Below are 21,576 nucleotides of genomic sequence, written 5' to 3' on the forward strand. Positions count from 1 at the left end.
ATGGGGTGATTGGGATGAGAAAGCAAGCTGGGGGCTTGTCTGGAGTTGATTTTCTTGTCATTATATCTTTTGTAGCTGTGTTAATTATTGTGTTTCTATCTTTGCGAACAGCTGCAGCTGAGGAGTATGATCGTTATACAACGGTACAATTGGAGCAGGGAGATACTGTTTTAGAAATTGCGGAAGAATACCGTACTGCTCATGAGTTGTCTGATCGGAAGTTCGTCAGTTGGGTTGAAGAAGTGAATAGCATTGATGCAAACCGAATTACAGCAGGAGATACTCTCATCATCCCTGTTGAAGCGAACGCTACCGCACTTGGGGGTAAAGAATAAAGTATGAACGCCGTTATTTATTGTCGGGTAAGCACAAAGAAAGAAGCACAGGAGTCTTCTCTTGCCAGGCAAAAAGAAGAACTACAACGATTTGCATCACAGTCAGGTTTTATTATACAGCGCTTGATTGAAGAAAAGCACAGCGGGTATGACATTGATCGTGATGGCATACTTGAGGTGCTTGACTTATTGAAAGAGGGGCATGTTGAGGCATTGCTCATTCAAGATGAAACAAGACTTGGGAGAGGGAATGCAAAGATCGCTCTTCTACATGCCGTCCATAAATATGGAGGGACGATTTATACAGTGAATCAAAACGGAGAACTTCAATTGTCGGAATCTGATTCGATGGTTCTTGAGATCGTTAGTATCGTTGAAGAATTTCAGCGCAAGCTTCATAATCTGAAAATTAAACGTGGAATGGACAAGGCGGTTAAAGAAGGCTATCGACCACAGCGAAACCTCAGCCATCAAAATCAAGGTGGGCGTGAGCGGGTGGAAGTTCCAATCGAAGAAATTGTTAATCTACGAAACCGTGGTCTTACGTTTAATGAGATAGCTGCAACGCTTAAAGGATTTGGACATCACGCTTCGAAAGCAACGGTACATAGACGTTATCAGGAATATGTTGACGAGCAGAACGAGAAGCACTAAACTTGTCTATGTTCAAAACATGCGTTAGCATGTGAGATACAAGTTTCAGTAAAGGAGCTATTTTACATGCCTTTTGAAGATAAACTCCAAAGAATTAACGAGCTATCTCGTAAAGCAAAAGAGTCATCATTAACAGAAGATGAGAAAAAAGAACAGAAAAAGCTACGTAAGGAATATTTAGCAAATTTCCGTTCTTCTTTCAAAAACCAACTTCATTCTATAAAAGTTGTGGATGAAGAAGGCACAGATGTAACACCTGAAAAGCTTAAGGAAAGCAAGAAAAACCGTCGCTTTCTTCAGTAGAAAATAGCCTAATTTTGCGAAAAGCAAAATTAGGCTATTTTTATGGTTGCAATTTTTCAAATATTCGTTATACTGTACTATAACAAGATGTACTAATACAAAACGGAGAGGGCGGATATGATGTTTGTTGTAACTGATTCTGCAGCTGAGTTTTACAAAAATGAAATGGAACTTGGTAACGGTGATTGCTTGAGGTTATTCGTACGCTACGCAGGGAGTGGAGACAGCGGAGGTTTTTCTCTTGGGGTCATGTCTGATAAGCCTTCATATGATGATTATAAGCAAGAAATTGGAGGAGTTACGTACTTCGTTCGACCGGACGATCAATGGTTTGTTGATCGAATGAAGCTTGATTATGATGAGAGATCCGGCGGTGTTCTTTGTGACCTGCCGAGTATGGCATAGCATTCTAAAGACCTGTACTATAACATATATGTTATAGTACAGGTCTTTTTGATTTCGACAAAACTAGTGAAGGCTAGCTTCCATGTATAGACAATCATTTTATGAGAACTCATTTATACTTTCTTTTATATGAGTGGATTCTTGGGCAGGGGGGAGTTATATGAGGCATTACGAAATGTACTTCGTTAAGCAGCACATTGCAGAACAATATGCTGGTAAGGAGCATCTGTTGTATCAACTTTTCCTCGAAAGGAAGCGGGCCATACAGGCTGATCAGAAAGAGCTTCTAGAAAAACAGGTAGCCTTTATTACAGAGCCTGTGGAAGAAGAAGAACTAAATACCTGTTTGGTCAATGAATTGGGTGGCTTTCGCACGTATGAATATAAAAATGAAGGGCATCGATTGTGTATTAAACAATCTAAAAGTGATGCATCTTTATTTGTAAGAAGCGAGAAGATAAATATATATGCTAGCGGATCAAACGAGGCTGAAACAGTCTTTTTTGAAGTGATACGAAAATTAACTCCTTCGTTCTTTGCGATTGACTTCCAATCCGGTCGATACGGGTGGCTTAACCCGATTAAACAACAGAAACTAGTTTGAATAAACTCCTACTATTTTAATAGACGTTATTGTATAATCATTAAGGGTTGTAGTACACTATTGGAAGAGAAAGAATAAGGAGGAAATCTAGAATGTGGTGGATGTACACGCTTGTGGGCGTGCTAGCGTTGATTGCTGGAGTAGCACTTGGCTTTTTTATTGCCCGCAAATATATGATGGACTATTTAAAGAAGAATCCCCCTATTAATGAAAATATGCTTCGTGTAATGATGATGCAAATGGGGCAAAAACCTTCTCAGAAGAAGATTAATCAGATGATGAAGGCTATGAATAGTCAAATGACAAACAACGATAAATAGCTTATTGAGCACTCTGGTAACAGAGTGCTTTTTGTATGGAGTAATTTTGGTTGACGGGTCTAATTGGTGTGATGGTATGATAGATTAGACTATAAAAAATCAGGAAGTGTTCACATGACAATGAAAAATTTAGTAGTAGCAACAGGTCTTTCGTTCGCGCTTTTAGCCGGATGCCAGGCGGGAGATGACGAGCAAACGTCTAACCAGACAGAGAATCAGTCACAGAATGATGGACAGACGAATAACGGCTCCTCGAATAGTATTGAAAATAATGATGGAAACCAAAACAATAACAAGCAAAATGATAGCAGCAAGAAAGAAGATGAAGAAAGCGATCAAAGCGATGAGGCCAAAAAGGATAAATCAGCAGCGTATCCAACGATGGCTGAAACAGTTGAGAAAAATGGAGAGAATTTAACTGTAACGAATCCAGACAGTATTTATGTTGTGGCAAATAAAGAGCGAAATCTACCTTCAGACTTTGTGCCCCAAAATCTTGTGGAACCGGATGTTTCTTCATACGCACCAAAAGATGATCCTAAAAGGTTGATGGTCAAGGAAGCGGCTACAGCGCTTGAAAAAATGTTTGCCGGTGCAAAGAAAGATGGATTTGAATTAAAAGCTGTCTCTGGCTACCGCTCCTATGAGCGACAGGAAGCTATTTTTGCTTATAATGCTGAACAGCGTGGAGAAGAAGTAGCGAACCAGGTTAGCGCTCAGGCGGGGCAGAGTGAACATCAGACGGGATTAACGATGGATATTAGCACGCCTTCTCTAGGAAGCTCTCTTACCGAAGAATTTGGCAATACGCCAGAAGGTAAGTGGGTAGCAGAGCATGCGCATGAATATGGCTTTGTTGTTCGTTACTTAAAAGGAAAAGAAGATATCACTGGCTATCAGTATGAGCCATGGCACGTTCGGTATGTGGGCAAGGAAGCGGCTTCTGATGTTCATGAAGCGGGCGTTACGCTTGAAGAATTTTTCTCTGAAGAAAAATAGTTATGGAATGTTCATAGTTTGAATAAGATAAATCGTTTACAATAGAGGTTGAAATGGTAACGACATGCACATGATAAGATCATGCATTAGACAGGGAGTAATTTAATGGCAGATTTGAACTTGTTTTTAGCGTTCGGAGCCGGCTTTTTATCGTTCATCTCACCGTGTGTGCTACCGCTTTATCCAGCGTTTATTTCTTATATCACTGGGGTATCCGTTGACGACCTGAAAGAAGAACGAGGAATGATGCAGAAAAGGGCAATTCTTCATACGATCTTCTTTTTAATAGGGTTTTCAATTATTTTCCTCGTATTAGGGATGTCAACATCGCTCGTTGGAAATTTATTTATTCAGTACAAAGAGCTGCTTCGTCAAGTTGGAGCCATTTTGATTGTGGTATTTGGACTTGTAGTAGTAGGTTTTTGGACACCGAACTTTCTAATGAAAGATCGCAGGTTAAAAATTCGAAACCGCCCATCTGGCTTTGTTGGATCGATTTTAATTGGGATGGGTTTTGCGGCAGGTTGGACACCTTGTACAGGGCCGATTTTAGCTGCGGTTATTGCGTTGGGTGTTTCAAACCCTGGAGCTGGCTTCATGTACATGGTAGCTTATACGCTTGGTTTTTCTGTTCCATTTTTCATTCTGTCCTTTTTTATCGGTCGAATGCACTGGATTAAGAAAAATAGCCGGTTCATCATGAAGGCTGGCGGGTACTTAATGATTGTAATGGGAATCTTGCTTTACTTTAACTTTATGACAATGTTTACATCGTTCCTTGTAAATAACCTGTTTGGTGGATTTCAAGGATTTTAATAAAGAAAGGGTGTAGAAGTGTGAAGGGGACAAATGACCTTATACTTAAAACGACGACTACGATTATCGTCTTTATTATTCTAGGATTTTCAATATACTTATTCTTCGCTGGCCATAATGCACCTGGTGGAGGTTTCATCGGAGGACTTATGTCGGCGGGTGCTCTGGTGCTTCTTTATATTTCTTATGGCTTTAAAACCATGAATAAGGTCATCCGCATTGATTTTAAGAACTTTATTCCGATCGGTCTTCTGATTGCTGTTCTCACTGGCGTCGGTTCCTTTCTTTTTGGACAGCCGTTCTTGAGTCAGACAGACGCGTACTTTGAGCTTCCGATTCTCGGTCATTCTCACCTCGCGACAGCAATGTTATTTGACCTAGGTGTTTATTTTACGGTTGTCGGTGTTACGATGACGATTATCCTAAGCATTGCGGCAGATGAAGGCGAAGAAGAACTTTCAAAAGTAAATGGTTAATGTGAAAAGAACGGTTGTGCACCGTTCTTTTTTTCATGCGCTTGTATTTTTTGTCTCTTCCACATACAATGGAAATGATGGGTAGTACGGTATAGGTGAGGGATGAGTATATGCTGATTTTAAGTACAGTTGTTGGAGCTATGATGGCTCTTGCGATGGTAGTAATCAGGTTGAAAGCTTCAAAGAAACCTGCAACAATAAGGAAAATAATACTTCCGCCCTTTTTTATGGCAACTGGTTTTTTGATGTTCGTTGTTCCGGATGCAAGGGTTCCGTGGTACGAAGCGATTGAAGCGCTATCAGTTGGAGCGGCTTTTTCGTTGTTATTGATTCGGACGTCTAAGTTTGAAATTAAAGATGATCAAATTTATTTAACACGTTCAAAAGCTTTTGCGTTTATTTTGATCGGCTTACTTCTAGTAAGAATCGTTTTTAAACTAATCATTGGCGAGTCAATCCCTGTGCTTCAAACAAGCTCGCTTTTCTTCGTATTAGCATTTGGTATGATCGTTCCATGGAGAATTTCGATGTATTATCAATTTAAGAAAACGGAACGAAGCCGAGGACACAGTGGTCGACTTCATCAAACATTACTTTAAAAAAACTCGTTTAGCATCTGCTAAACGAGTTTTTTTATTGAAGCAAATGATGATAGGGGCTCATATCAATTCGCTTTTCATTTAATTTTTTCACGAGCCATTTGTGATCTCGTTTTGGAGTAGCGATAATATACCCTCGAATTATTAAGTCTTGAGACATATCTTTCGCTTTTTCTTTTAACGCAAGCTCGCCAATTGTTCCTGCAATCTTATACTTAGCAATATCTCGAAACAATTCAGGCACAGGGGCGACTAGTTCGTCTAATAACTTTTTTTGATCACTGCTCCACATATGCTTCGTTTGTTCAATGTAGTGCTCTTGCCAGTCAAGAGTTGACTTGCCATCTTCTTTTGGAAGGCGCTTGAGAAACTTCCGAAACATAAAGAATCCACCAATTGCAATTAGTGAAATTAAGATCACTGTCCATCCAACGATAAACCATTGAAACCATCCTGCCAACGCACTCACCTCATGGCATCATAATATAAACTGTATGAATACGGTCACATTATACGCCGAAAGCGCTTTTTAATCAAGAGGGTAGGGGAGTTACGTTTCTATCGTAGACGATGATGAAGGTGTGAAGTTGACTACTTCGACGACGATAGGGGTGTTTAATAATAGGGACGTAGCGGCAGGAACGTCAAATGCTAACTCTCCGACACCTGTAGCTCCTGGTGTATAAGTTGAGAGGTCCTGCATTTGTAAGACACCATTTACATATACGTTAAAGTAGCTATTGTCTGTATTTAGTGTAGGTAAAGTTGTTACCGCGGCTCCTGTATCATCAAAGAAATCTGCCGCATCAATTGTTAGAGTGGTTGCGCCGATAATTAAGCTAGTTGTGTTATAGAAAAAACGTTGGGTATCAGGAGTGGTCGCAACAGTAGTCGTCACGTTAGCTACAATTTTCATGATTTGTAAGGCCATTCGTTCACCTCCTGTCGTTTTATAATATGCTCTTAACAATATTATGTAAGGGGACAAACATTAGTTTTAATTCGTTAGTAAAAAATTGTGCGTTGTGTAAAGAGAGGAGGGGGTCTAGTAATGAATAAGAGGAGAACCGATCGCTATAACAATCCTAAAATTATGCTACCTATTATAAATTCGAAACCATTCAGAGCGAAGCTTCCGGCGAAAGTGCGAGTTTACGAATACTTTGCTATTGCAAATGGATATCAAAAAACCTTTACAGACAAAGACGCCGTAAAAGGATATGGTAATCATCAAATTTTATCGTGTAAGGACGTTTCCTTCATGAATCTATTTATAAATGCAGTACTGCAACCTGAAATGAATTATAAAGTAGATGAGGGGATCTTAATACTTTTGACCGAAGATGCGCCGATTGAAGGAACGGCCATTATCTTGCAAATGATCAAAGTTTAAAGAATGGCGGGACTGTGTGGGAATCGAACCCACCGAAGACGGCACGCGCCTCCCAGGCGGTTTTGAAGACCGTGGCACTCACCAGACGTACAACCAGCCCCATATAAAAAGTATTACGCTAATATAGTAACGGAAAAAATTGATTAATTCAACACATGTGCTCAATAAGATTATTCTAAGAAAACTTTAAGTAAAACACCAAGTAAAGTTTTACTTAAATGTGTTTGTGCAGATTTTCATCAAAGACATTTGTCGAAAAAGGTCTAAACAATTTCGAAAGTATAGATTAATACGGAAAAATCAGATGAATCGACAAAAAGCGTATCTTTTCCCATTATTCGTGATTTCGACAAATTGTTCAAATGAAACAGTTTTCTATAACGAACTATAACAGATGCTTGGGTGGTACAGTGGTGAAAAGCCGGTGTAACAGTTTTGTCTGTGGATAGCTGTGCATAACTTTTTAGCTATACATAGGTGAATATATATACATAAGTGAATGGAAAATGAAACGGTGATTTTAAGAAAGCAATGGTTTAAATTTGCATCCTGTTACGACATTTATTAAGGTTAATAAATGATGACAGTTGATTGGCGGGTGTGAAAGTGAACTATTATACAATTGGTCTAGCTGGACACATTGACCATGGAAAAACAACGTTGACTGGAGCGTTAACAGGAATCGATACAGATCGTTTGAAGGAGGAAAAAGAACGAAACATTTCAATTGAACCAGGTTTTGCTCCTTTTCATTTATCTGATGACATGAAAGTATCAATTATTGATGTTCCGGGCCATGAACGGTTCATTCGTCAAATGATCGCGGGTGTTGCAGGAATAGACCTTGTTGTTCCAGTCGTAGCGGCGGATGAAGGGGTTATGCCTCAGACGAGAGAGCATTTGGAAATTTTATCGTTGCTTGGGATTGAACGATCGATTATTGCGATTACTAAAGCAGACATGGTTGACGATGAGATGCTTCATCTTGTTAAGGAGGATATCCTTGAATACATAAAGGGCACTGGATTTGAAGGATCACCGCTTCATTTCGTCGATGGCAAGAGTGGGCGAGGTATTGAGGAGTTGAAAGAGAGTATTCGTGCCTTTTTAAAAGATGTTCCTTCGAGAAATAAAGGAGGAGCGCTAAGGTTACCGATTGATCAGATTTTTACGCTACAAGGTCACGGAACCATTGCGAGAGGCACGATCTTTGATGGGGAAATTCAAGAAGGAGAACTCGTTACACTGTTGCCAGACCGTGTAGCTGCTAGAGTAAGACAAGTCCAGACACACAGTCAGAAAGTGGAAAGGGCTTTTGCTGGCCAGAGGGTAGCAGTTAATCTAGCAGGACCTAATAAGCAAGAATTGTCGAGAGGACAGGTGATTGTTAATTCTAATCACTATGCAGTTTCAACTACCATCGACCTTTCATTCACCAAAGCGCTCACGATGTCGTATGACTTGAAACAGCGATCAGAAGTAACGGTTCATATTGGTACTGCTGAAGTACGTGGGACGATTGTGTTTTTTGATCGCAACACTCTTGAGCCTGGAGACCGAGAAGATCTATTTTGTCAGCTTCGTTTACATGATCCCGTTACAGCAAAGAAAGGAGACCGCGTCATCCTTAGACGCCCTTCCCCGGTTGAGACGATTGGTGGAGGAAGCATCTTAAATGTTGCGGGAGAAAAATACAAATTTGGCTCAGAGACAATTGCGAAATTTGAGCAGATGGTGAAAGGAACGCCAGTCGAACAACTTGTTCAGATTCTTGAACAAGAGCACCTATTATCAAAAGAACAGGTGATGCAGCAAATTGGTTTAAATGAAAAATCCTTTCAACAGCTTATTGATGATCCGGAAATTGTAAGTATCGACAATGGCGTTACATCTAAAGACGTTTTAACTCGGATCGTTGAAGCCATTCACAACTTTGTACAGGGCTATCATGATCACTTTCCGATGCGAAAAGGACCACGCAAGGCGGAGGTCGTTCAAGATTTGAAAAAAACTTATCCTAAAAAAGTAATTGAAGTTGTCCTTCAAGCAGAGCTGAAAGAAGATATGTTGCAAACAGGGCCATTCTTATCAATGACTGGTTTTGAACCCACGATGCCTGATGCCTGGAAAACACGTATGACCCAAGTGTTCAAGAAGTTACTTGAACAGGGTGTGAATGTTTCACCGATCGATCGCTTGATCGAGGATCAACAAATCCCAGATTCCCATCAAGCTGAATTGAAGAAATTCTTATTAGAAGAGGAAATCGCGGTAAAATTAACAGATGACTTATATGTTCACAAAGAAAATTGGAGTCGCGTTGTGCTAGATTTAAAGGAAGGCACTGATAAATCCTTCACTCTTCAACAAGCTAAAGACATTCTGAATGTTAGCCGTAAATATCTGGTGCCGATTCTTGAGCGACTTGATGAAGAGAGCTACACAATAAGAAAAGATCAGGAAAGATATTGGAGATTAGAGAAATAGATCGATGCTTAGGAGTGGAAAAAAATGAAAAGATTTATGATGTTTACACTGGTGCTTATGCTAGGAATACTTGCCGCATGTAGCTCAAATAATAGCGAAAATGCTTCAGAAGAGAAAAACAGTGAGTCAGAAGATAAGGCCTTTACAATTGGGGTTATTCCTGTTCAAACAGAAGGTGAGATTGAAGAAGCGATGACGAAACTTCAAGGTGAACTTTCCGAGAAGTTAGATCAAGAAGTAGAAATCACAACGTTTCCAGATTATAACGGTGTTGTAGAAGCGATGAATTATGATCAAATCGATATGGCCTATTTTGGCCCGCTTACTTACGTGATTGCTCATGAGAAGAGTGGTGCAAAAGCGATTGTTACACAGCTAATTGACGGTGAGCCGTTCTATCATTCTTATATCATCACAAATGCTGAGAACGAGTGGGATACGTTAGAAGACTACCTTGAAGATAGTGAAGCAAGAAGCTTTGCATTTGGTGATCCGAATTCTACTTCAGGATCCCTCATTCCATCAATCGAGCTTCAAGACAGAGGAGTTTTTGAGGATCAAGACAAGAACAAATTTGCTTCTGTAGCGTACACCGGATCACATGATGCAACGGCTTTATCTGTTCAAAATAAACAGGTTGACGCTGGTGCGATTGATAGTGCTATTTACAATCAGCTTCTTGAGTCAGGAAAAATTGATGGAGATCAATTAAAAGTCATTTGGGAGTCAGAAAAGCTATTCCAATATCCGTGGGCTGTTTCAAAAGGTACGGATGATGAGACGATTGATAAGCTTCAGAACGCATTTTTATCGATTGAAGATGAAAAGATTTTGAATGCATTTGGTGCGTCCGGATTTACGAAGGCTAGTAATGACGATTATGAGAGTATTAGAAGCGCTGCTGACAAACAAGGGTTATTAGACGAGTAAAATGGCCTGGTTTAAATGGAAGCACCTTATCCTCTTCCTTGGGGTTATTCTATTAATTGTGTGGAGCATTGGGGTTACGGAATTCGACGTAAGGAAATTCAGTCAATTTAGCAACATGTTGGACTTTCTTTCCAATTGGTTTCCGCTAAATACTTCAGTGCTTCCGACAATGCTAAAAGCAAGTTTAGTGACGCTAGGTATGGCGTTTCTAGGAAGCTTTGCTGGTTTACTTATTGCACTACCTGTTAGCTTGTTGGCAGCAAAAAACACGGCTGGGCCCTTCTACGGAGCAGTTCGCATTGTGTTAAGTTTTGTACGATCTATTCCAGAAATTGTACTAGGCTTGATGTTCCTTACAGTTGTAGGGCCTGGCCCGTTTGCTGCAACGATTGCCATTATTGTTCATAATGCAAGCGTGCTTTCTAAATTAATTGCAGAGTTAATTGAAGCGGCTGATAAAGGCCCTCAGGAAGCGATGAAAGCGGTAGGAGCTCGTCCACTCACTGGTGCTCTTTTTTCTGTTTTTCCTCAAATCTGGCCAAACGTTTTATCCCATTATTTCTATCGTTTCGAAGTCGCTATCCGAACGTCGCTCATGCTCGGACTCGTCGGTGGCGGGGGAATTGGACAACAGCTGTTTGTTCATTTTAAAACATTTCAATACTCAACAGTTGCGGTTGATGTCATGTTGATTATGGTGATTGTCATCGTCGTCGATTTTCTCGGAAGCAGGGTGAGACAGTATGTTATGTGAAGATGCGTTATTAACGATAGAAAATGGTTCAGTGCGTTATCGAAATGCCGATACTTCTGCACTAGACGACGTTACGCTCACTTTTCATAAAGGGGAGTTTGTCTGTATTCTTGGAAAAACTGGCGCTGGTAAGTCGACACTCATAAGGACATTGAATGGCCTCCAGGCTTTAACTGAAGGTGATATTCGATATAACGGTAGTACGTTCCGTCAACTGGATCGAGAGGGACTTAGAAGTAAAAGAAAGACCATGGGAATGATCTTTCAGCATCATCAGCTCATTCCGCGTTTAACGGTTCTGCAAAACGTATATACAGGATTATTTGGTTCTCGTTCAACTTTTCGTAACCTGGCAGGATTGTTTAATGAGGAAGAAAAGAAGTTAGCAGTGGACGTTATTGATCAGGTTGAATTACTTCCTCATCTAAATAAGCGCGTGGATTTACTGAGTGGGGGGCAGAGGCAGCGAGTTGGGATTGCGCGAGCTCTTGTTCAAACTCCCGATGTTTTTCTAGGAGATGAGCCTGTAGCAAGTCTTGATCCTGGTACCGCCAATCGGATTTTTCAGCTTATTCAACGGTTGCATCAAGAACACAACTTGCTAACGATTATTAATGTACATGATGTGAAGTTAGCAAAAAGGTACGCGACTAGAATTGTAGCTTTAAAAGAAGGTCGCGTTGTTTTCGATGATCAACCTGAAGCGCTCACTGTGGAGTTAGAAGATATGCTGTATGAAATATAAAAAAGGAAGTTGGGGACTCCCCAACTTCCTTTTTTTTTATTTGCTTGCGGTGATCGCAAATGAATCTTTTTCATTTACATGACCGACAATGTGAGCTGATTTCCCTTTACCATTCATACGTGATACATATTCGTTTGCTTCTTGCTCAGGCAGGCTAATTAATAGGCCGCCAGAAGTTACCGCATCACATAAAATGAATTGCTCAAGCTCTGTTAGGTTTTCGTATTTGACAGTTTCAGCTATCCAGCGATGATTTGCTTTTGATCCACCCGGAATATAGCCTTGCTCCGCTAACTCGACCGTACCAGGTAATATAGGTACGTTGTTGTAATCAATCTGAATACTAACGTTGCTACCAGTTGCCATTTCATAAGCGTGTCCAAGTAAACCAAATCCAGTCACATCCGTAACAGCATTTGGAGTTAATCCCGATAGCTGTTCTGCTGCTGTTTTGTTTAGCTCAGCCATCGTTTCAGATACACGCTGAAGCTGTTCGGCAGTAAGCTTTTCGGGCTTGATCGCAGTCGTTTGAATTCCCACACCAATTGGCTTTGTTAGCACAATAGCGTCGCCAGGCTTAGCGCCGACATTCATTAGAATTTCATCAGGATGTACAAGTCCGGTTACGGATAATCCAAATTTCGGCTCTTGATCATCAATGGAATGTCCCCCAGCAGTGACGGCGCCGGCTTCATCTACTTTATCTGCAGCACCTTTTAGGATTTCTGCAAGTATAGAAGGATCTAAATTTTTAATAGGGAATCCTACAATGTTAAGGACGGTCTTAGGTACACCGCCCATTGCGTACACATCACTTAGTGAATTGGCTGCGGCAATTTGTCCAAACATATATGGATCATCAACGATAGGTGTAAAAAAGTCTACCGTTTGAATCATGGCGAGTTCATCAGTTAGGCGGTATACGCCTGCATCGTCAGAAGTTTCCACACCGACAAGTAAATTTGGATCTTTTTTCTTGTTAGGTAATTGACGCAAAACTTGCGTCAGGTCCTCAGGACCGATTTTGCATCCTCAACCACCTTTTGTCGAAAGAGACGTTAAACGGATTTTTTCTTGGTTCGACATATGACCACCTCCTCCCAAGAGTATAAATCTTTTCATCGCTTTTTTGAAATGATATAGTATGAACAACTTAAAATTAAGTAAGAGGAGGCTTTTTTTATGAAATACAATGTTACAATCGAATTCTGTATGCAGTGAAACTATGCACCTAAAGCCGCGAGTTTCGCGGAACAATTATTTAATCATTTCAGACACGAAATTGGTTCACTTGAGCTAATCCCTGGTTCAGGAGGCGTGTTTGAAATTACGGTGAATGACAAGCGAATGCATTCGAAAAAAGAAACTGGTCACTATCCTGATATCGAAGCATTTATTATAGATATGGAAAATACAACGTTCTAGATGGGCACCTCCGGGGTGCCTTTCGTGTCGCTATAGGAGATGAGAGCTTTGAAATTACTGAGAGAACTTCCGCCGATTCATCAAATTCAAGAAGCATTACTTAATGAAAGCGTTGGAAGCGAGTTACCTCACAATGTGCTAAAACAACTGATTCAACAAGAAGTCAATGACTTGCGGGACTCTTTGTTGAGAGATACATATACGGGAGGCTCGGAGGGGAGAGAAGCCTTTCAATATGAAATCATGCAGAGCGTGAGGGCGAAAATTGGATCTTCCAAAGAGTTTAACTTAAAGCCCGTGATCAACGCCACTGGAGTCGTTCTGCATACAAATCTTGGCAGAGCGCGTTTAAGTGACGTGGCTATTGATCATTTGGTGCAAGTATCTAAAAGTTATTCGACGCTTGAATATAATCTGCAGCAAGGAAAGCGCGGATCCCGCCATACAATCGTCGAAGATGCTATTTGTAAAGCAACAGGTGCAGAGGCCGCTATGGTTGTGAATAACAATGCAGCTGCAGTCTTTCTTATATTAAGTGCCCTTGCGAAAGAAAGGGAAGTGGTCGTTTCTCGAGGAGAGCTTGTTGAAATTGGCGGATCTTTTCGCGTTTCATCAATTATGGAGGAAAGTGGTGCTAAGCTTAAAGAAGTAGGGACGACAAATAAAACACATCCGTTTGATTATGAAGCAGCAATCAACGAAGAAACGGCTATGCTGATGAAAGTGCATCGTAGCAATTTTTCAATCGTCGGGTTTACAGCTGAAGTAGAACGAGAAGAGTTAGCCTCCATAGCGACGAAAAACCAGGTTGTTTTTTATGAGGATTTAGGGAGTGGGGCGCTTTTTGATTATCGAGACTATGGGATTGGCGAAGAGCCTACGGTGCAAGAAACGCTTGCTTCTGGTGCTGACCTCGTTTCCTTTAGCGGGGATAAACTTCTGGGTGGACCACAGGCAGGAATGATTGCTGGGAGAAAAGATCTGATCAATCGGTTGAAGAAGCATCAGCTCGCTCGAGTATTGCGCGTCGATAAGTTCACGCTTGCTGCGCTTGAGGCAACGTTACAGCAACACATGTATGAAGAGGCTGCTAACATACCAGCTATAAGAGACATTACAAAAAGTGCGGAAGAGATTCGAGAGCGCTCAGAACTCTTTCAGCAAAGACTTGAAAGAAAAGCGTCTCATTATAGTATTGAGGTAGTGGAGGGAACTTCACAAGTTGGGGGAGGTACAATGCCTTCAGTCGAGCTACCTACTTATGTCATCGCCCTCCAAACCGATCAATACAGCGTAAATGAACTAGAAGAATTTCTTCGTCTTAGTAACACACCAATCATTACAAGAATTCAAGATGGAAAAATACTGATTGACCTAAGGACGGTAACAATCGAGGAAGAAGACGACATTTTGCAATGCTTGATTCAAATACCAAAATAAAAGACGGCCATTTCGGCCGTCTTTTCTAATTGAAATTTAAAACCCTTCACCATTCTTTTGCCTCGTGTGGTTTCTGTTTTTTACTTTATGGGAGCCTTTCATTGGCTCTGGTTGGCCAGTATGCCCTTTAGGAGCGTTTTTTCGAATGTCTTTGAACGTATTGCTCTCAGTCATATGAATCCCTCCTTACGCTTTAGTATGGTCAGAATGACAGTGCTTATTCCTGTCGAATAGGACGCTTCGTCCTGGTTACACTATGATGAAAGCTTAAGAAAAGGAGGTTGGTTGAATGCCTTACAATAAAGACAAACAACAGAGTTTCCAGGCAGCGCAGCAAGGTTACGAACAAGCTGTTGATGCCAAGAAAGAAATTGTGGTGAGTAGTAGTGGATACGGTAAAGACCTGAAGCATTTGCAACAAGAAGTGGGTGAAGCGAAAGAGCAGATTGAGAGTGCATTAATGAGCGCAACAGAACATCAGCGAGCTCAATTACTACAATTTCAGCAGGATTTGCAATCGATTGAAGCAGAAATGAATCAAGAATAAGAATGAAAACCCGTCATCAGGTGATGACGGGTTTCAAGCCTATTGGCGTTTCTTTGTCTTTTTATTATATTGACGCTGCTCTTGTGTCATATGCTCGTTTGCATATTCATTGTCATAGCCTGCGCCGTTTCCTTGAGCATCAGCATCATTCATTCCTGGACGCACACCGTTTGCTTTTCGCTTACCCATATTCATCACCTCCCTTCATCTAACTTTTCCTATAAGGGAGAAAATATGTGGTGATAAGCTAGACTTATCAATAGCAATAACAATCTTGTTATTTACTTATGTTTAGAAATTTACTAAACTGGATAAAGGGTAGTTGAAAACGTTTTTTCGACATCCGCTTTGTTATGCAATTTGGAGGAGGGAACTACATATGGCAAATCATGAACTTTATAATTCCAAAGCAACATTCGATGCCAATGGTAAATCATACTCTTTCTATCGTCTTCAGGCGTTAGAAGAAGCAGGCATCGCTAAGGTAAGCAAGCTCCCTTACACGATCAAAATTTTACTTGAGTCTGTTTTACGTCAATATGACGGTAAAGTGATCAAAGAAGAGCACATCGAAAACCTCGCTAAATGGGGAACTAGCGAGCAGAACAAAGATATTGACGTACCATTTAAACCTTCACGTGTCATTCTTCAAGATTTTACAGGTGTACCTGCTGTTGTTGACCTTGCGTCACTTCGTAAAGCAATGGCTGATATCGGTGGCGACCCTGACAAAATCAACCCTGAAATCCCAGTGGATCTTGTTATTGACCACTCGGTACAGGTTGATAAATACGCATCTGAGGATGCGCTTGAATTTAATATGAATAAAGAATTTGAACGTAACCTTGAGCGTTATAAGTTCCTTAAATGGGCTCAAGATGCATTTGATAACTATCGCGCCGTTCCACCGGCAACTGGTATCGTTCACCAGGTAAACTTGGAGTACGTTGCGAACGTTGTTCAAGAAAATACAGTTGATGGCGAGAATGTTGCCTATCCAGATACATTATTCGGAACTGACTCACATACAACCATGATCAACGGTCTTGGCGTACTTGGATGGGGTGTAGGCGGTATTGAAGCTGAAGCTGGAATGCTTGGTCAGCCTTCTTACTTCCCGGTTCCTGAAGTAATCGGTGTGAAGCTTACTGGAGAACTTCCAAGCGGAACAACAGCTACGGATCTTGCGCTTAAAGTGACTCAGCTTCTTCGTGAGAAAAAAGTTGTTGGGAAATTTGTTGAGTTCTTCGGACCAGGGCTATCAGGCATGCCGCTTGCTGACCGTGCAACAATTTCCAATATGGCACCAGAACAAGGTTCTACATGTAGCTTTTTCCCAGTTGATGAAGAAGCGCTTGAATACATGCGCCTAACTGGTCGCTCTGAAGAGCATATTAACCTTGTGCGTGAATACTCAATTGCTAACGGATTGTTCTACACGCCGGAATCAGAAGATCCTGAATTCTCAAGCGTTGTTGAACTTGATCTTGGAACTGTAGAGCCAAGTCTTGCTGGTCCTAAGCGTCCACAAGATTTAATTCTTCTTTCCGATATGAAGAAAGAATTCAATAAAGCAGTCGTTGCCCCTCAAGGTAACCAGGGTCTAGGTATGGATAAGAAAGAATTCGATAAGGAAGCTGTTGTTAAATTTAACGATGGAAAAGAAGTAACGATGAAAACAGGTGCAGTTGCGATCGCAGCGATTACAAGCTGTACAAATACTTCCAACCCTTCCGTTATGCTTGGTGCGGCTCTTCTTGCGAAGAAAGCTGTTGAAAAAGGACTACAAGTTCCTGAATACGTGAAAACAAGCCTTGCTCCAGGATCAAAAGTTGTAACAGACTACCTTGATAAGTCTGGACTTATGCCTTACCTTAGAGACCTTGGTTTCCACCTGGTTGGTTATGGCTGTACAACTTGTATCGGTAACTCTGGTCCACTTAAAGAAGAGATTGAAGATGCGATTGCGAAGAGCGATCTTACGGTGACTTCTGTACTTTCAGGTAACCGTAACTTTGAAGGACGTATCCATCCACTAGTAAAAGCAAACTATCTTGCTTCACCACCGCTTGTAGTTGCTTATGCTCTTGCTGGTACTGTAGATTTCGATCTTCATTCTGATTCATTCGGTAAAGACAAAGACGGCAACGATATATTCTTGAAAGATCTATGGCCTTCAGCAGAAGAAATCAAGCAAGCCGTTGCTGAAACAGTAACACCAGAAATGTTTAAGCGTCAGTACAAAACAGTATTCGACGAAAACAAACGCTGGAACGAATTAAGCACAAGTGAAGGAGATCTTTATAACTGGGACGATGAGTCTACTTATATTCAGAACCCTCCATTCTTCGAGAATCTTTCTAAAGATCCTGAAGACATTCACGAACTTAAAGACCTTAGAGCGATCGCGAAGTTTGGCGATTCCGTTACTACGGACCACATTTCACCAGCTGGTGCGATTGCGAAAGATATGCCTGCAGGGCAATATCTACAAAATAACGGCGTTCGTCCAATTGACTTTAACTCTTACGGATCACGTCGTGGTAACCACGAAGTTATGATGCGCGGTACGTTTGGTAACATTCGTATTCGTAACGAAGTAGCTCCTGGCACTGAAGGCGGCTGGACAACATTCTGGAACACGGATGAAGTTATGCCGATTTATGATGCAGCAATGAAATACAAAGAAGAAGGAACAGGTCTAGTTGTTCTTGCTGGTAAAGACTACGGCATGGGAAGCTCACGTGACTGGGCTGCCAAAGGAACAAACCTTCTTGGAATTAAAACGGTTATTGCAGAAAGCTATGAGAGAATTCACCGTAGTAACCTTGTGCTGATGGGTGTGCTTCCACTTCAATTTAGAGATGGTGAGACTGCAGATACGTATAACCTTACTGGTAAAGAAACGTTTGCTGTTGAAATCACAGAAAACGTGAAACCACGTGATGAAATTAACGTAACGGCAACATCTCCAGAAGGCGAAACGCAAACATTTAAAGTACTTGCTCGTTTCGATAGTGAAGTTGAAATCGACTACTATCGCCACGGCGGTATTCTTCAAATGGTTCTTCGCGACAAAATTGCAAATTAATTTAGAAAAGGATGGCTCTTTGCCATCCTTTTTTATTGTGCTTTAATTTGTTGACAACATAGCTAGAAAGATGACGACATAGCTTAAATGTTCCAAGAATAGCAATGTTCATGGGCAGAACCCAATAAAATAAACAAAAAAATCGGATTTTTGTAATAAGTTTTGATCAATCGGGAATAATGGTTTTAAATACTGTTGAAGAGGAAAGGAGACTAACATGAGGAAATCTAAAAAAGTTTCTTTCAAAGAACTTGTTATGCAAAATAAGCTTGAATTAATGAATGATAAACAAGCGATTGAACGTATTGAAGACAAATTTGAACAAAAGCACGCAAAAAATTTGTAAGGGTATAGATATTTCTCTTTTAGTTGCACAGCCTATTACCTAAAGGAGGAGATACAAATGAGTAACCCAAAGAAATTCCCAAAATCTTTTAAGCCAAATCACCTCGCTTCTGTCAATCCAGAAGCTGAAGGGAACAAAGGAAAGCAAATGCAAACTAAAGGCAACGCTGAACCTGACTACGCCCCTCCAAAAGGGAAATAGGCTGATGACGACCAGAAAGGAAAGCTCTTTCTGGTTTATTTCAATTTTAACAACTTCTTTTCATTTCTTGTAAAGTTGTCCAAAAGTGTGGAGAGATGACGAAAGATTAGGAGACAAACGTTTTCGGGGGGAACTTTATGACAATTACAGCAAGGATTGAACCCATTTCAGTAATGGGGTCTGAAGAAGAACCAAACAAAGAGCTTCTTGTAAAAGAACTTGAAATCAAAATGCAGCAAATGGGCTATCTAGTGCCATATCGAGAAGAATTAAATTGGAGTCGCACAATTGCGAGCCTTGAATTAGGTGAAGCACAAACCCTTCAAAAATTAAAAAAAGCCGCTGCTAAAAACGATCGCGTTCTTCTTATTTACGCACGTCTTTTCAAAGGGACGATTTTTCAGCATCTTATTCTTCATCCAAATCAATCTGGAATTTATCTTCCTTTTCGATTTGATGAGCCTTTTGTCATTCAAATAGAAGGTAGAAAGATCTGGATTGGTTCTTCTGTAAGGCTTCTTGAGGAATTATCATGGCTCCAAATTAGTTTTGATCAAGGAGATCATCAGGAAAGTGTGAAAGAGTACTGGCAGAATTTGATAGAGATCTCTAGAAAAAGCGTCAACTATATGAGTCCGATTATTTTTGAAGAAGCCATTTAGAAGATTTTAGTAAAGGAAGAAAGGGTATGGGCATATAAGAGGGGTGATAGTAGTGGATAAAAAAGATAGGTTAGGCAGTGATATATACCGCATGCTTGAGGAATCTGGACCACCTTATGGGTGTGGGACTGCATCCATTATAGGTGGTTTCGCTGCCAGGCTTGCTGTTATGAGTCTTACGATTTCTGATATTGACCACGAATTACATGACGTACCAGGTACTTTCTTTCTGATGTGTGATGAAGACGACCGTGAATTTCAATCGTTTTTAGATGAGGGAGGCAATCATTCACCAAACGATGTTCCGATACGATTATTAGAGTGTACGTATCGGCTTCTCGTCGAGCTGTCTTCCTATGAGGACCGAATTCAGAGCAATGTTGTCGTAGACTATCGAATGGGGATCAGAATGTTGAAACAGGTATTTACTGCGGCTGAGAACATTTTGCTTTCCAACGGATGTAGTGCAGAAGTGCGCAAGGATATGTTGTACTATGAAGGCAAGCTAGAAGGGGCGCTTCCCAAAAGCCTTCAATCTTAATTAAAATGAATACCTATTAAGATGATTAGTCATAATAAGCTCGTACCTACTTATTTCGGGAGGGCTTATGATGGTATCTAAACGAGATGATCGCAGCGATAATGCAGAGAAGTTATCTAAAATAATTCAGGATACGAAAGAGAATATTCATGATTCTGAAGCTTCGTTAGAATTTACGGATAGCGATTTGCAGAAAAAAGCTATTCAAGATAAAAACCAGCACCGAAAAGAGAGTATTCAGGCGCTGGAAAATGAAGTGAAAGACGAAACAAAGTAATAGCGATTTAAAGAACTGAGTGACAATAAGTCACTCAGTTCTTCTCATTCATGCTTCATGGGTGGATTATGGTAAAATAACATAGACACCACGTTGAAGTTAGGAGAGGAAAGATTATGTACATAGCAACTACGTCTATTGATGTTCGATATGCAGAAACAGATCAAATGGGAGTCGTATATCATGCCAACTATCTCATCTGGTTTGAACTCGGACGAACGTCGCTAATCAATGATTTAGGATTTCGTTATGCTGATATGGAAAAAGAGGGGATTCTTTCTCCCGTTGTAGATATTAAAGCAAGCTACAAACGACCTGTCAGGTATGGGGATGAAGTAAATGTAAGAACCTGGGTCGAGCATTATGATGGACTTCGTGTGAATTACGGCTATGAAGTCATAAACGGAGAGGGCGAGATTTGTGTTACGGGCGAATCGATGCATACGTGTGTAAAGCGAGATACGTTCCGTCCTGTCTCAATACGTAGAAAATTTCCGGAATGGCATCAGGCGTATGAACAAGCGAAGAAACAATCTGTTTCTACTGGAGCAGAATAATGGCCTTTGGTCTGTCGAAGCGAGAGCTAGCAGAATGGAAGGCAGCCGTTTCGAACGGAGAGGTCGCTTTATTGACTCATTTTTGGTATGATCCTCGCTTTCCACAGTATCACTCTGTGACGAAAGCAGGGTGTCGTAATAAAGAAAAGCTTGCCCGATGGGGAGAACAGTATGCTTTAAAAAGAGAGTGGATGCATGACCGTGAAGAATTTCCGCACTTTGACCTGTTAGGGGATGACCAGATCCGTATTCTTGAAGCAGAGGGTCTTGCAGCGCACATTCACCGATTTAGATTAACAAAAAAGTGAAATAAAAAACGCGAAAGCTTCTCGCTTTCGCGTTTTTCTCAATCAATTTCCGTGTACAAATTCTATTTCCTCTTTTTTTCGGCTGAATTTTACAGCGAAATCCTGATCCTCAAAGAACCAGATATCTTTTTGTTCTACAAAAAAGGTTATGCCTTCTTCTTCAACTGTAAGAGCAGGTTCCGTTGGTTCTTCCACAGTCATACCAAGGGAAAAGCCATCTTGAACAGTGCTGCAGCCACCTACACGTACAAAAAAGCGGAGGTTGTCACCTTTTTCAAGATCCATTTCTCGTTTAAACCAGTTCAATGCGGGTTTTGTAATTGTCATTTTCAAGTGTATTTCCTCCTTTGCCGTACGAGTC

At 40.8% G+C, this 21,576-nt stretch carries 31 protein-coding genes, 1 tRNA gene and 1 pseudogene; 26 read left to right on the forward strand and 7 right to left on the reverse strand.

Annotated features, from left to right (window positions below; all coding sequences use genetic code 11):
• Positions 1–14: 14 nt before the first annotated feature.
• From yneA to AC0VYJ_RS10435, 10 genes are all read left to right on the forward strand, one after another.
• Positions 15–335 (forward strand): cell division suppressor protein YneA, encoded by a 321-nt coding sequence (yneA, locus tag AC0VYJ_RS10390; protein WP_194221497.1) that lies wholly within the window; start codon positions 15–17, stop codon positions 333–335.
• A gap of 3 nt (positions 336–338) precedes the next feature.
• Complete coding sequence (locus AC0VYJ_RS10395) at positions 339–989, forward strand: YneB family resolvase-like protein (protein ID WP_475367315.1); 651 nt, start codon at positions 339–341, stop codon at positions 987–989.
• A 66-nt stretch (positions 990–1,055) separates the two neighbouring features.
• Positions 1,056–1,292 carry a DUF896 domain-containing protein gene (locus AC0VYJ_RS10400; RefSeq protein ID WP_194221499.1) on the forward strand — a complete coding sequence of 79 codons (237 nt, stop codon included), beginning with the start codon at positions 1,056–1,058 and terminating at the stop codon, positions 1,290–1,292.
• A gap of 117 nt (positions 1,293–1,409) precedes the next feature.
• Positions 1,410–1,697, forward strand: a complete 288-nt coding sequence (locus AC0VYJ_RS10405) for a HesB/YadR/YfhF family protein (protein WP_194221500.1) — start codon at positions 1,410–1,412, stop codon at positions 1,695–1,697.
• Positions 1,698–1,857: 160 nt separating this feature from the next.
• Positions 1,858–2,301: a sporulation inhibitor of replication protein SirA gene (gene sirA / locus AC0VYJ_RS10410; RefSeq protein WP_475367316.1), complete on the forward strand. Its 444-nt coding sequence runs from the start codon at positions 1,858–1,860 to the stop codon at positions 2,299–2,301.
• 92 nt (positions 2,302–2,393) lie between these two features.
• Positions 2,394–2,621 carry a YneF family protein gene (locus AC0VYJ_RS10415; RefSeq protein WP_098443499.1) on the forward strand — a complete coding sequence of 76 codons (228 nt, stop codon included), beginning with the start codon at positions 2,394–2,396 and terminating at the stop codon, positions 2,619–2,621.
• A gap of 114 nt (positions 2,622–2,735) precedes the next feature.
• Complete coding sequence (locus tag AC0VYJ_RS10420; RefSeq protein ID WP_430242514.1) at positions 2,736–3,620, forward strand: M15 family metallopeptidase; 885 nt, start codon at positions 2,736–2,738, stop codon at positions 3,618–3,620.
• Positions 3,621–3,725: 105 nt separating this feature from the next.
• Positions 3,726–4,436 carry a cytochrome c biogenesis protein CcdA gene (locus tag AC0VYJ_RS10425; RefSeq protein WP_226612931.1) on the forward strand — a complete coding sequence of 237 codons (711 nt, stop codon included), beginning with the start codon at positions 3,726–3,728 and terminating at the stop codon, positions 4,434–4,436.
• Positions 4,437–4,456: 20 nt separating this feature from the next.
• Positions 4,457–4,912: a Na(+)/H(+) antiporter subunit B gene (locus AC0VYJ_RS10430; RefSeq protein WP_430242511.1), complete on the forward strand. Its 456-nt coding sequence runs from the start codon at positions 4,457–4,459 to the stop codon at positions 4,910–4,912.
• 110 nt (positions 4,913–5,022) lie between these two features.
• Positions 5,023–5,511, forward strand: a complete 489-nt coding sequence (locus AC0VYJ_RS10435; protein ID WP_194221505.1) for a CcdC family protein — start codon at positions 5,023–5,025, stop codon at positions 5,509–5,511.
• A 34-nt stretch (positions 5,512–5,545) separates the two neighbouring features.
• On the opposite strand, the gene AC0VYJ_RS10440 is transcribed toward AC0VYJ_RS10435, so the two are convergent.
• Positions 5,546–5,971 (reverse strand): DUF2621 domain-containing protein, encoded by a 426-nt coding sequence (locus tag AC0VYJ_RS10440; protein WP_404682171.1) that lies wholly within the window; start codon positions 5,969–5,971, stop codon positions 5,546–5,548.
• A gap of 90 nt (positions 5,972–6,061) precedes the next feature.
• Positions 6,062–6,442 carry a DUF4183 domain-containing protein gene (locus AC0VYJ_RS10445; RefSeq protein WP_475367317.1) on the reverse strand — a complete coding sequence of 127 codons (381 nt, stop codon included), beginning with the start codon at positions 6,440–6,442 and terminating at the stop codon, positions 6,062–6,064.
• Between the two features lie 120 nt (positions 6,443–6,562).
• Here AC0VYJ_RS10445 and AC0VYJ_RS10450 point away from each other — a divergent pair, with 120 nt between their 5' ends.
• Positions 6,563–6,904: a DUF4183 domain-containing protein gene (locus tag AC0VYJ_RS10450; RefSeq protein ID WP_430242508.1), complete on the forward strand. Its 342-nt coding sequence runs from the start codon at positions 6,563–6,565 to the stop codon at positions 6,902–6,904.
• A gap of 4 nt (positions 6,905–6,908) precedes the next feature.
• Here the strand turns inward: AC0VYJ_RS10450 and AC0VYJ_RS10455 are convergent.
• Positions 6,909–7,005, reverse strand: a tRNA-Sec gene (locus AC0VYJ_RS10455).
• A 499-nt stretch (positions 7,006–7,504) separates the two neighbouring features.
• On the opposite strand from AC0VYJ_RS10455, the gene selB reads away from it, so the two are divergent.
• The 4 genes from selB to phnC are packed head-to-tail and all read left to right on the forward strand — an operon-like array spanning position 7,505 to position 11,820.
• Positions 7,505–9,391 carry a selenocysteine-specific translation elongation factor gene (selB, locus tag AC0VYJ_RS10460; protein ID WP_475367481.1) on the forward strand — a complete coding sequence of 629 codons (1,887 nt, stop codon included), beginning with the start codon at positions 7,505–7,507 and terminating at the stop codon, positions 9,389–9,391.
• A 24-nt stretch (positions 9,392–9,415) separates the two neighbouring features.
• On the forward strand, positions 9,416–10,321 hold the full coding sequence (phnD, locus tag AC0VYJ_RS10465) for a phosphate/phosphite/phosphonate ABC transporter substrate-binding protein (RefSeq protein WP_430242502.1): 906 nt from the start codon (positions 9,416–9,418) through the stop codon (positions 10,319–10,321).
• Position 10,322: 1 nt separating this feature from the next.
• The gene (gene phnE / locus AC0VYJ_RS10470) at positions 10,323–11,075 is read left to right on the forward strand and encodes a phosphonate ABC transporter, permease protein PhnE (protein WP_430242500.1); all 753 of its coding nucleotides are present in this window, start codon (positions 10,323–10,325) and stop codon (positions 11,073–11,075) included.
• Entirely contained in the window at positions 11,065–11,820 is a 756-nt protein-coding gene (phnC, locus tag AC0VYJ_RS10475) for a phosphonate ABC transporter ATP-binding protein (RefSeq protein ID WP_475367318.1), read from the forward strand. Before phnE ends, phnC begins: the two co-directional genes overlap by 11 nt.
• A 36-nt stretch (positions 11,821–11,856) precedes the next feature.
• Here phnC and selD read toward each other — a convergent pair whose 3' ends face one another.
• Positions 11,857–12,906, reverse strand: coding sequence for a selenide, water dikinase SelD (selD, locus tag AC0VYJ_RS10480; RefSeq protein ID WP_475367319.1), 1,050 nt, complete (start codon positions 12,904–12,906; stop codon positions 11,857–11,859).
• Positions 12,907–13,053: 147 nt separating this feature from the next.
• On the opposite strand from selD, the pseudogene AC0VYJ_RS10485 reads away from it, so the two are divergent.
• Together AC0VYJ_RS10485 and selA are read left to right on the forward strand one after the other, a co-directional pair.
• Positions 13,054–13,245 (forward strand): annotated as a pseudogene (locus tag AC0VYJ_RS10485) (Rdx family protein); the annotation flags it as partial.
• A gap of 39 nt (positions 13,246–13,284) precedes the next feature.
• Positions 13,285–14,685, forward strand: coding sequence for an L-seryl-tRNA(Sec) selenium transferase (selA, locus tag AC0VYJ_RS10490; protein WP_475367320.1), 1,401 nt, complete (start codon positions 13,285–13,287; stop codon positions 14,683–14,685).
• Positions 14,686–14,721: 36 nt separating this feature from the next.
• Here the strand turns inward: selA and AC0VYJ_RS10495 are convergent, their stop codons facing one another.
• Positions 14,722–14,859, reverse strand: coding sequence for a small acid-soluble spore protein P (locus tag AC0VYJ_RS10495; protein ID WP_098443510.1), 138 nt, complete (start codon positions 14,857–14,859; stop codon positions 14,722–14,724).
• 115 nt (positions 14,860–14,974) lie between these two features.
• Here AC0VYJ_RS10495 and AC0VYJ_RS10500 point away from each other — a divergent pair, with 115 nt between their 5' ends.
• Entirely contained in the window at positions 14,975–15,232 is a 258-nt protein-coding gene (locus AC0VYJ_RS10500; protein ID WP_194221513.1) for a hypothetical protein, read from the forward strand.
• 39 nt (positions 15,233–15,271) lie between these two features.
• On the opposite strand, the gene sspO is transcribed toward AC0VYJ_RS10500, so the two are convergent.
• Entirely contained in the window at positions 15,272–15,421 is a 150-nt protein-coding gene (gene sspO, locus AC0VYJ_RS10505; protein WP_194221514.1) for a small acid-soluble spore protein O, read from the reverse strand.
• A 190-nt stretch (positions 15,422–15,611) separates the two neighbouring features.
• On the opposite strand from sspO, the gene acnA reads away from it, so the two are divergent.
• The 8 genes from acnA to AC0VYJ_RS10545 all read left to right on the forward strand — a co-directional run bounded on the left by acnA (position 15,612) and on the right by AC0VYJ_RS10545 (position 21,215).
• Positions 15,612–18,323, forward strand: a complete 2,712-nt coding sequence (gene acnA, locus AC0VYJ_RS10510; protein WP_194221515.1) for an aconitate hydratase AcnA — start codon at positions 15,612–15,614, stop codon at positions 18,321–18,323.
• A gap of 217 nt (positions 18,324–18,540) precedes the next feature.
• A complete protein-coding gene (locus AC0VYJ_RS10515) occupies positions 18,541–18,669 on the forward strand; it encodes an FbpB family small basic protein (RefSeq protein ID WP_194221516.1) in 129 nt (42 codons plus the stop codon).
• Positions 18,670–18,726: 57 nt separating this feature from the next.
• Positions 18,727–18,870, forward strand: a complete 144-nt coding sequence (gene sspN, locus AC0VYJ_RS10520; protein WP_098443515.1) for a small acid-soluble spore protein N — start codon at positions 18,727–18,729, stop codon at positions 18,868–18,870.
• Between the two features lie 137 nt (positions 18,871–19,007).
• Positions 19,008–19,532, forward strand: coding sequence for a hypothetical protein (locus AC0VYJ_RS10525; RefSeq protein ID WP_194221517.1), 525 nt, complete (start codon positions 19,008–19,010; stop codon positions 19,530–19,532).
• 52 nt (positions 19,533–19,584) lie between these two features.
• Positions 19,585–20,073 carry a polysaccharide deacetylase family protein gene (locus AC0VYJ_RS10530; protein WP_430242487.1) on the forward strand — a complete coding sequence of 163 codons (489 nt, stop codon included), beginning with the start codon at positions 19,585–19,587 and terminating at the stop codon, positions 20,071–20,073.
• A 70-nt stretch (positions 20,074–20,143) separates the two neighbouring features.
• Complete coding sequence (locus AC0VYJ_RS10535) at positions 20,144–20,350, forward strand: small acid-soluble spore protein Tlp (RefSeq protein WP_430242485.1); 207 nt, start codon at positions 20,144–20,146, stop codon at positions 20,348–20,350.
• Between the two features lie 116 nt (positions 20,351–20,466).
• On the forward strand, positions 20,467–20,907 hold the full coding sequence (locus AC0VYJ_RS10540; RefSeq protein WP_283152181.1) for an acyl-CoA thioesterase: 441 nt from the start codon (positions 20,467–20,469) through the stop codon (positions 20,905–20,907).
• Positions 20,907–21,215 carry a hypothetical protein gene (locus AC0VYJ_RS10545; protein ID WP_475367321.1) on the forward strand — a complete coding sequence of 103 codons (309 nt, stop codon included), beginning with the start codon at positions 20,907–20,909 and terminating at the stop codon, positions 21,213–21,215. Before AC0VYJ_RS10540 ends, AC0VYJ_RS10545 begins: the two co-directional genes overlap by 1 nt.
• 42 nt (positions 21,216–21,257) lie before the next feature.
• Here AC0VYJ_RS10545 and AC0VYJ_RS10550 read toward each other — a convergent pair whose 3' ends face one another.
• Complete coding sequence (locus AC0VYJ_RS10550; RefSeq protein ID WP_303531430.1) at positions 21,258–21,548, reverse strand: HesB/YadR/YfhF family protein; 291 nt, start codon at positions 21,546–21,548, stop codon at positions 21,258–21,260.
• Positions 21,549–21,576 lie beyond the last annotated feature (28 nt).

The sequence above is a fragment of the Anaerobacillus sp. 63XJN7_5_ISO-PGPR-S23-430 genome, from assembly GCF_056173695.1.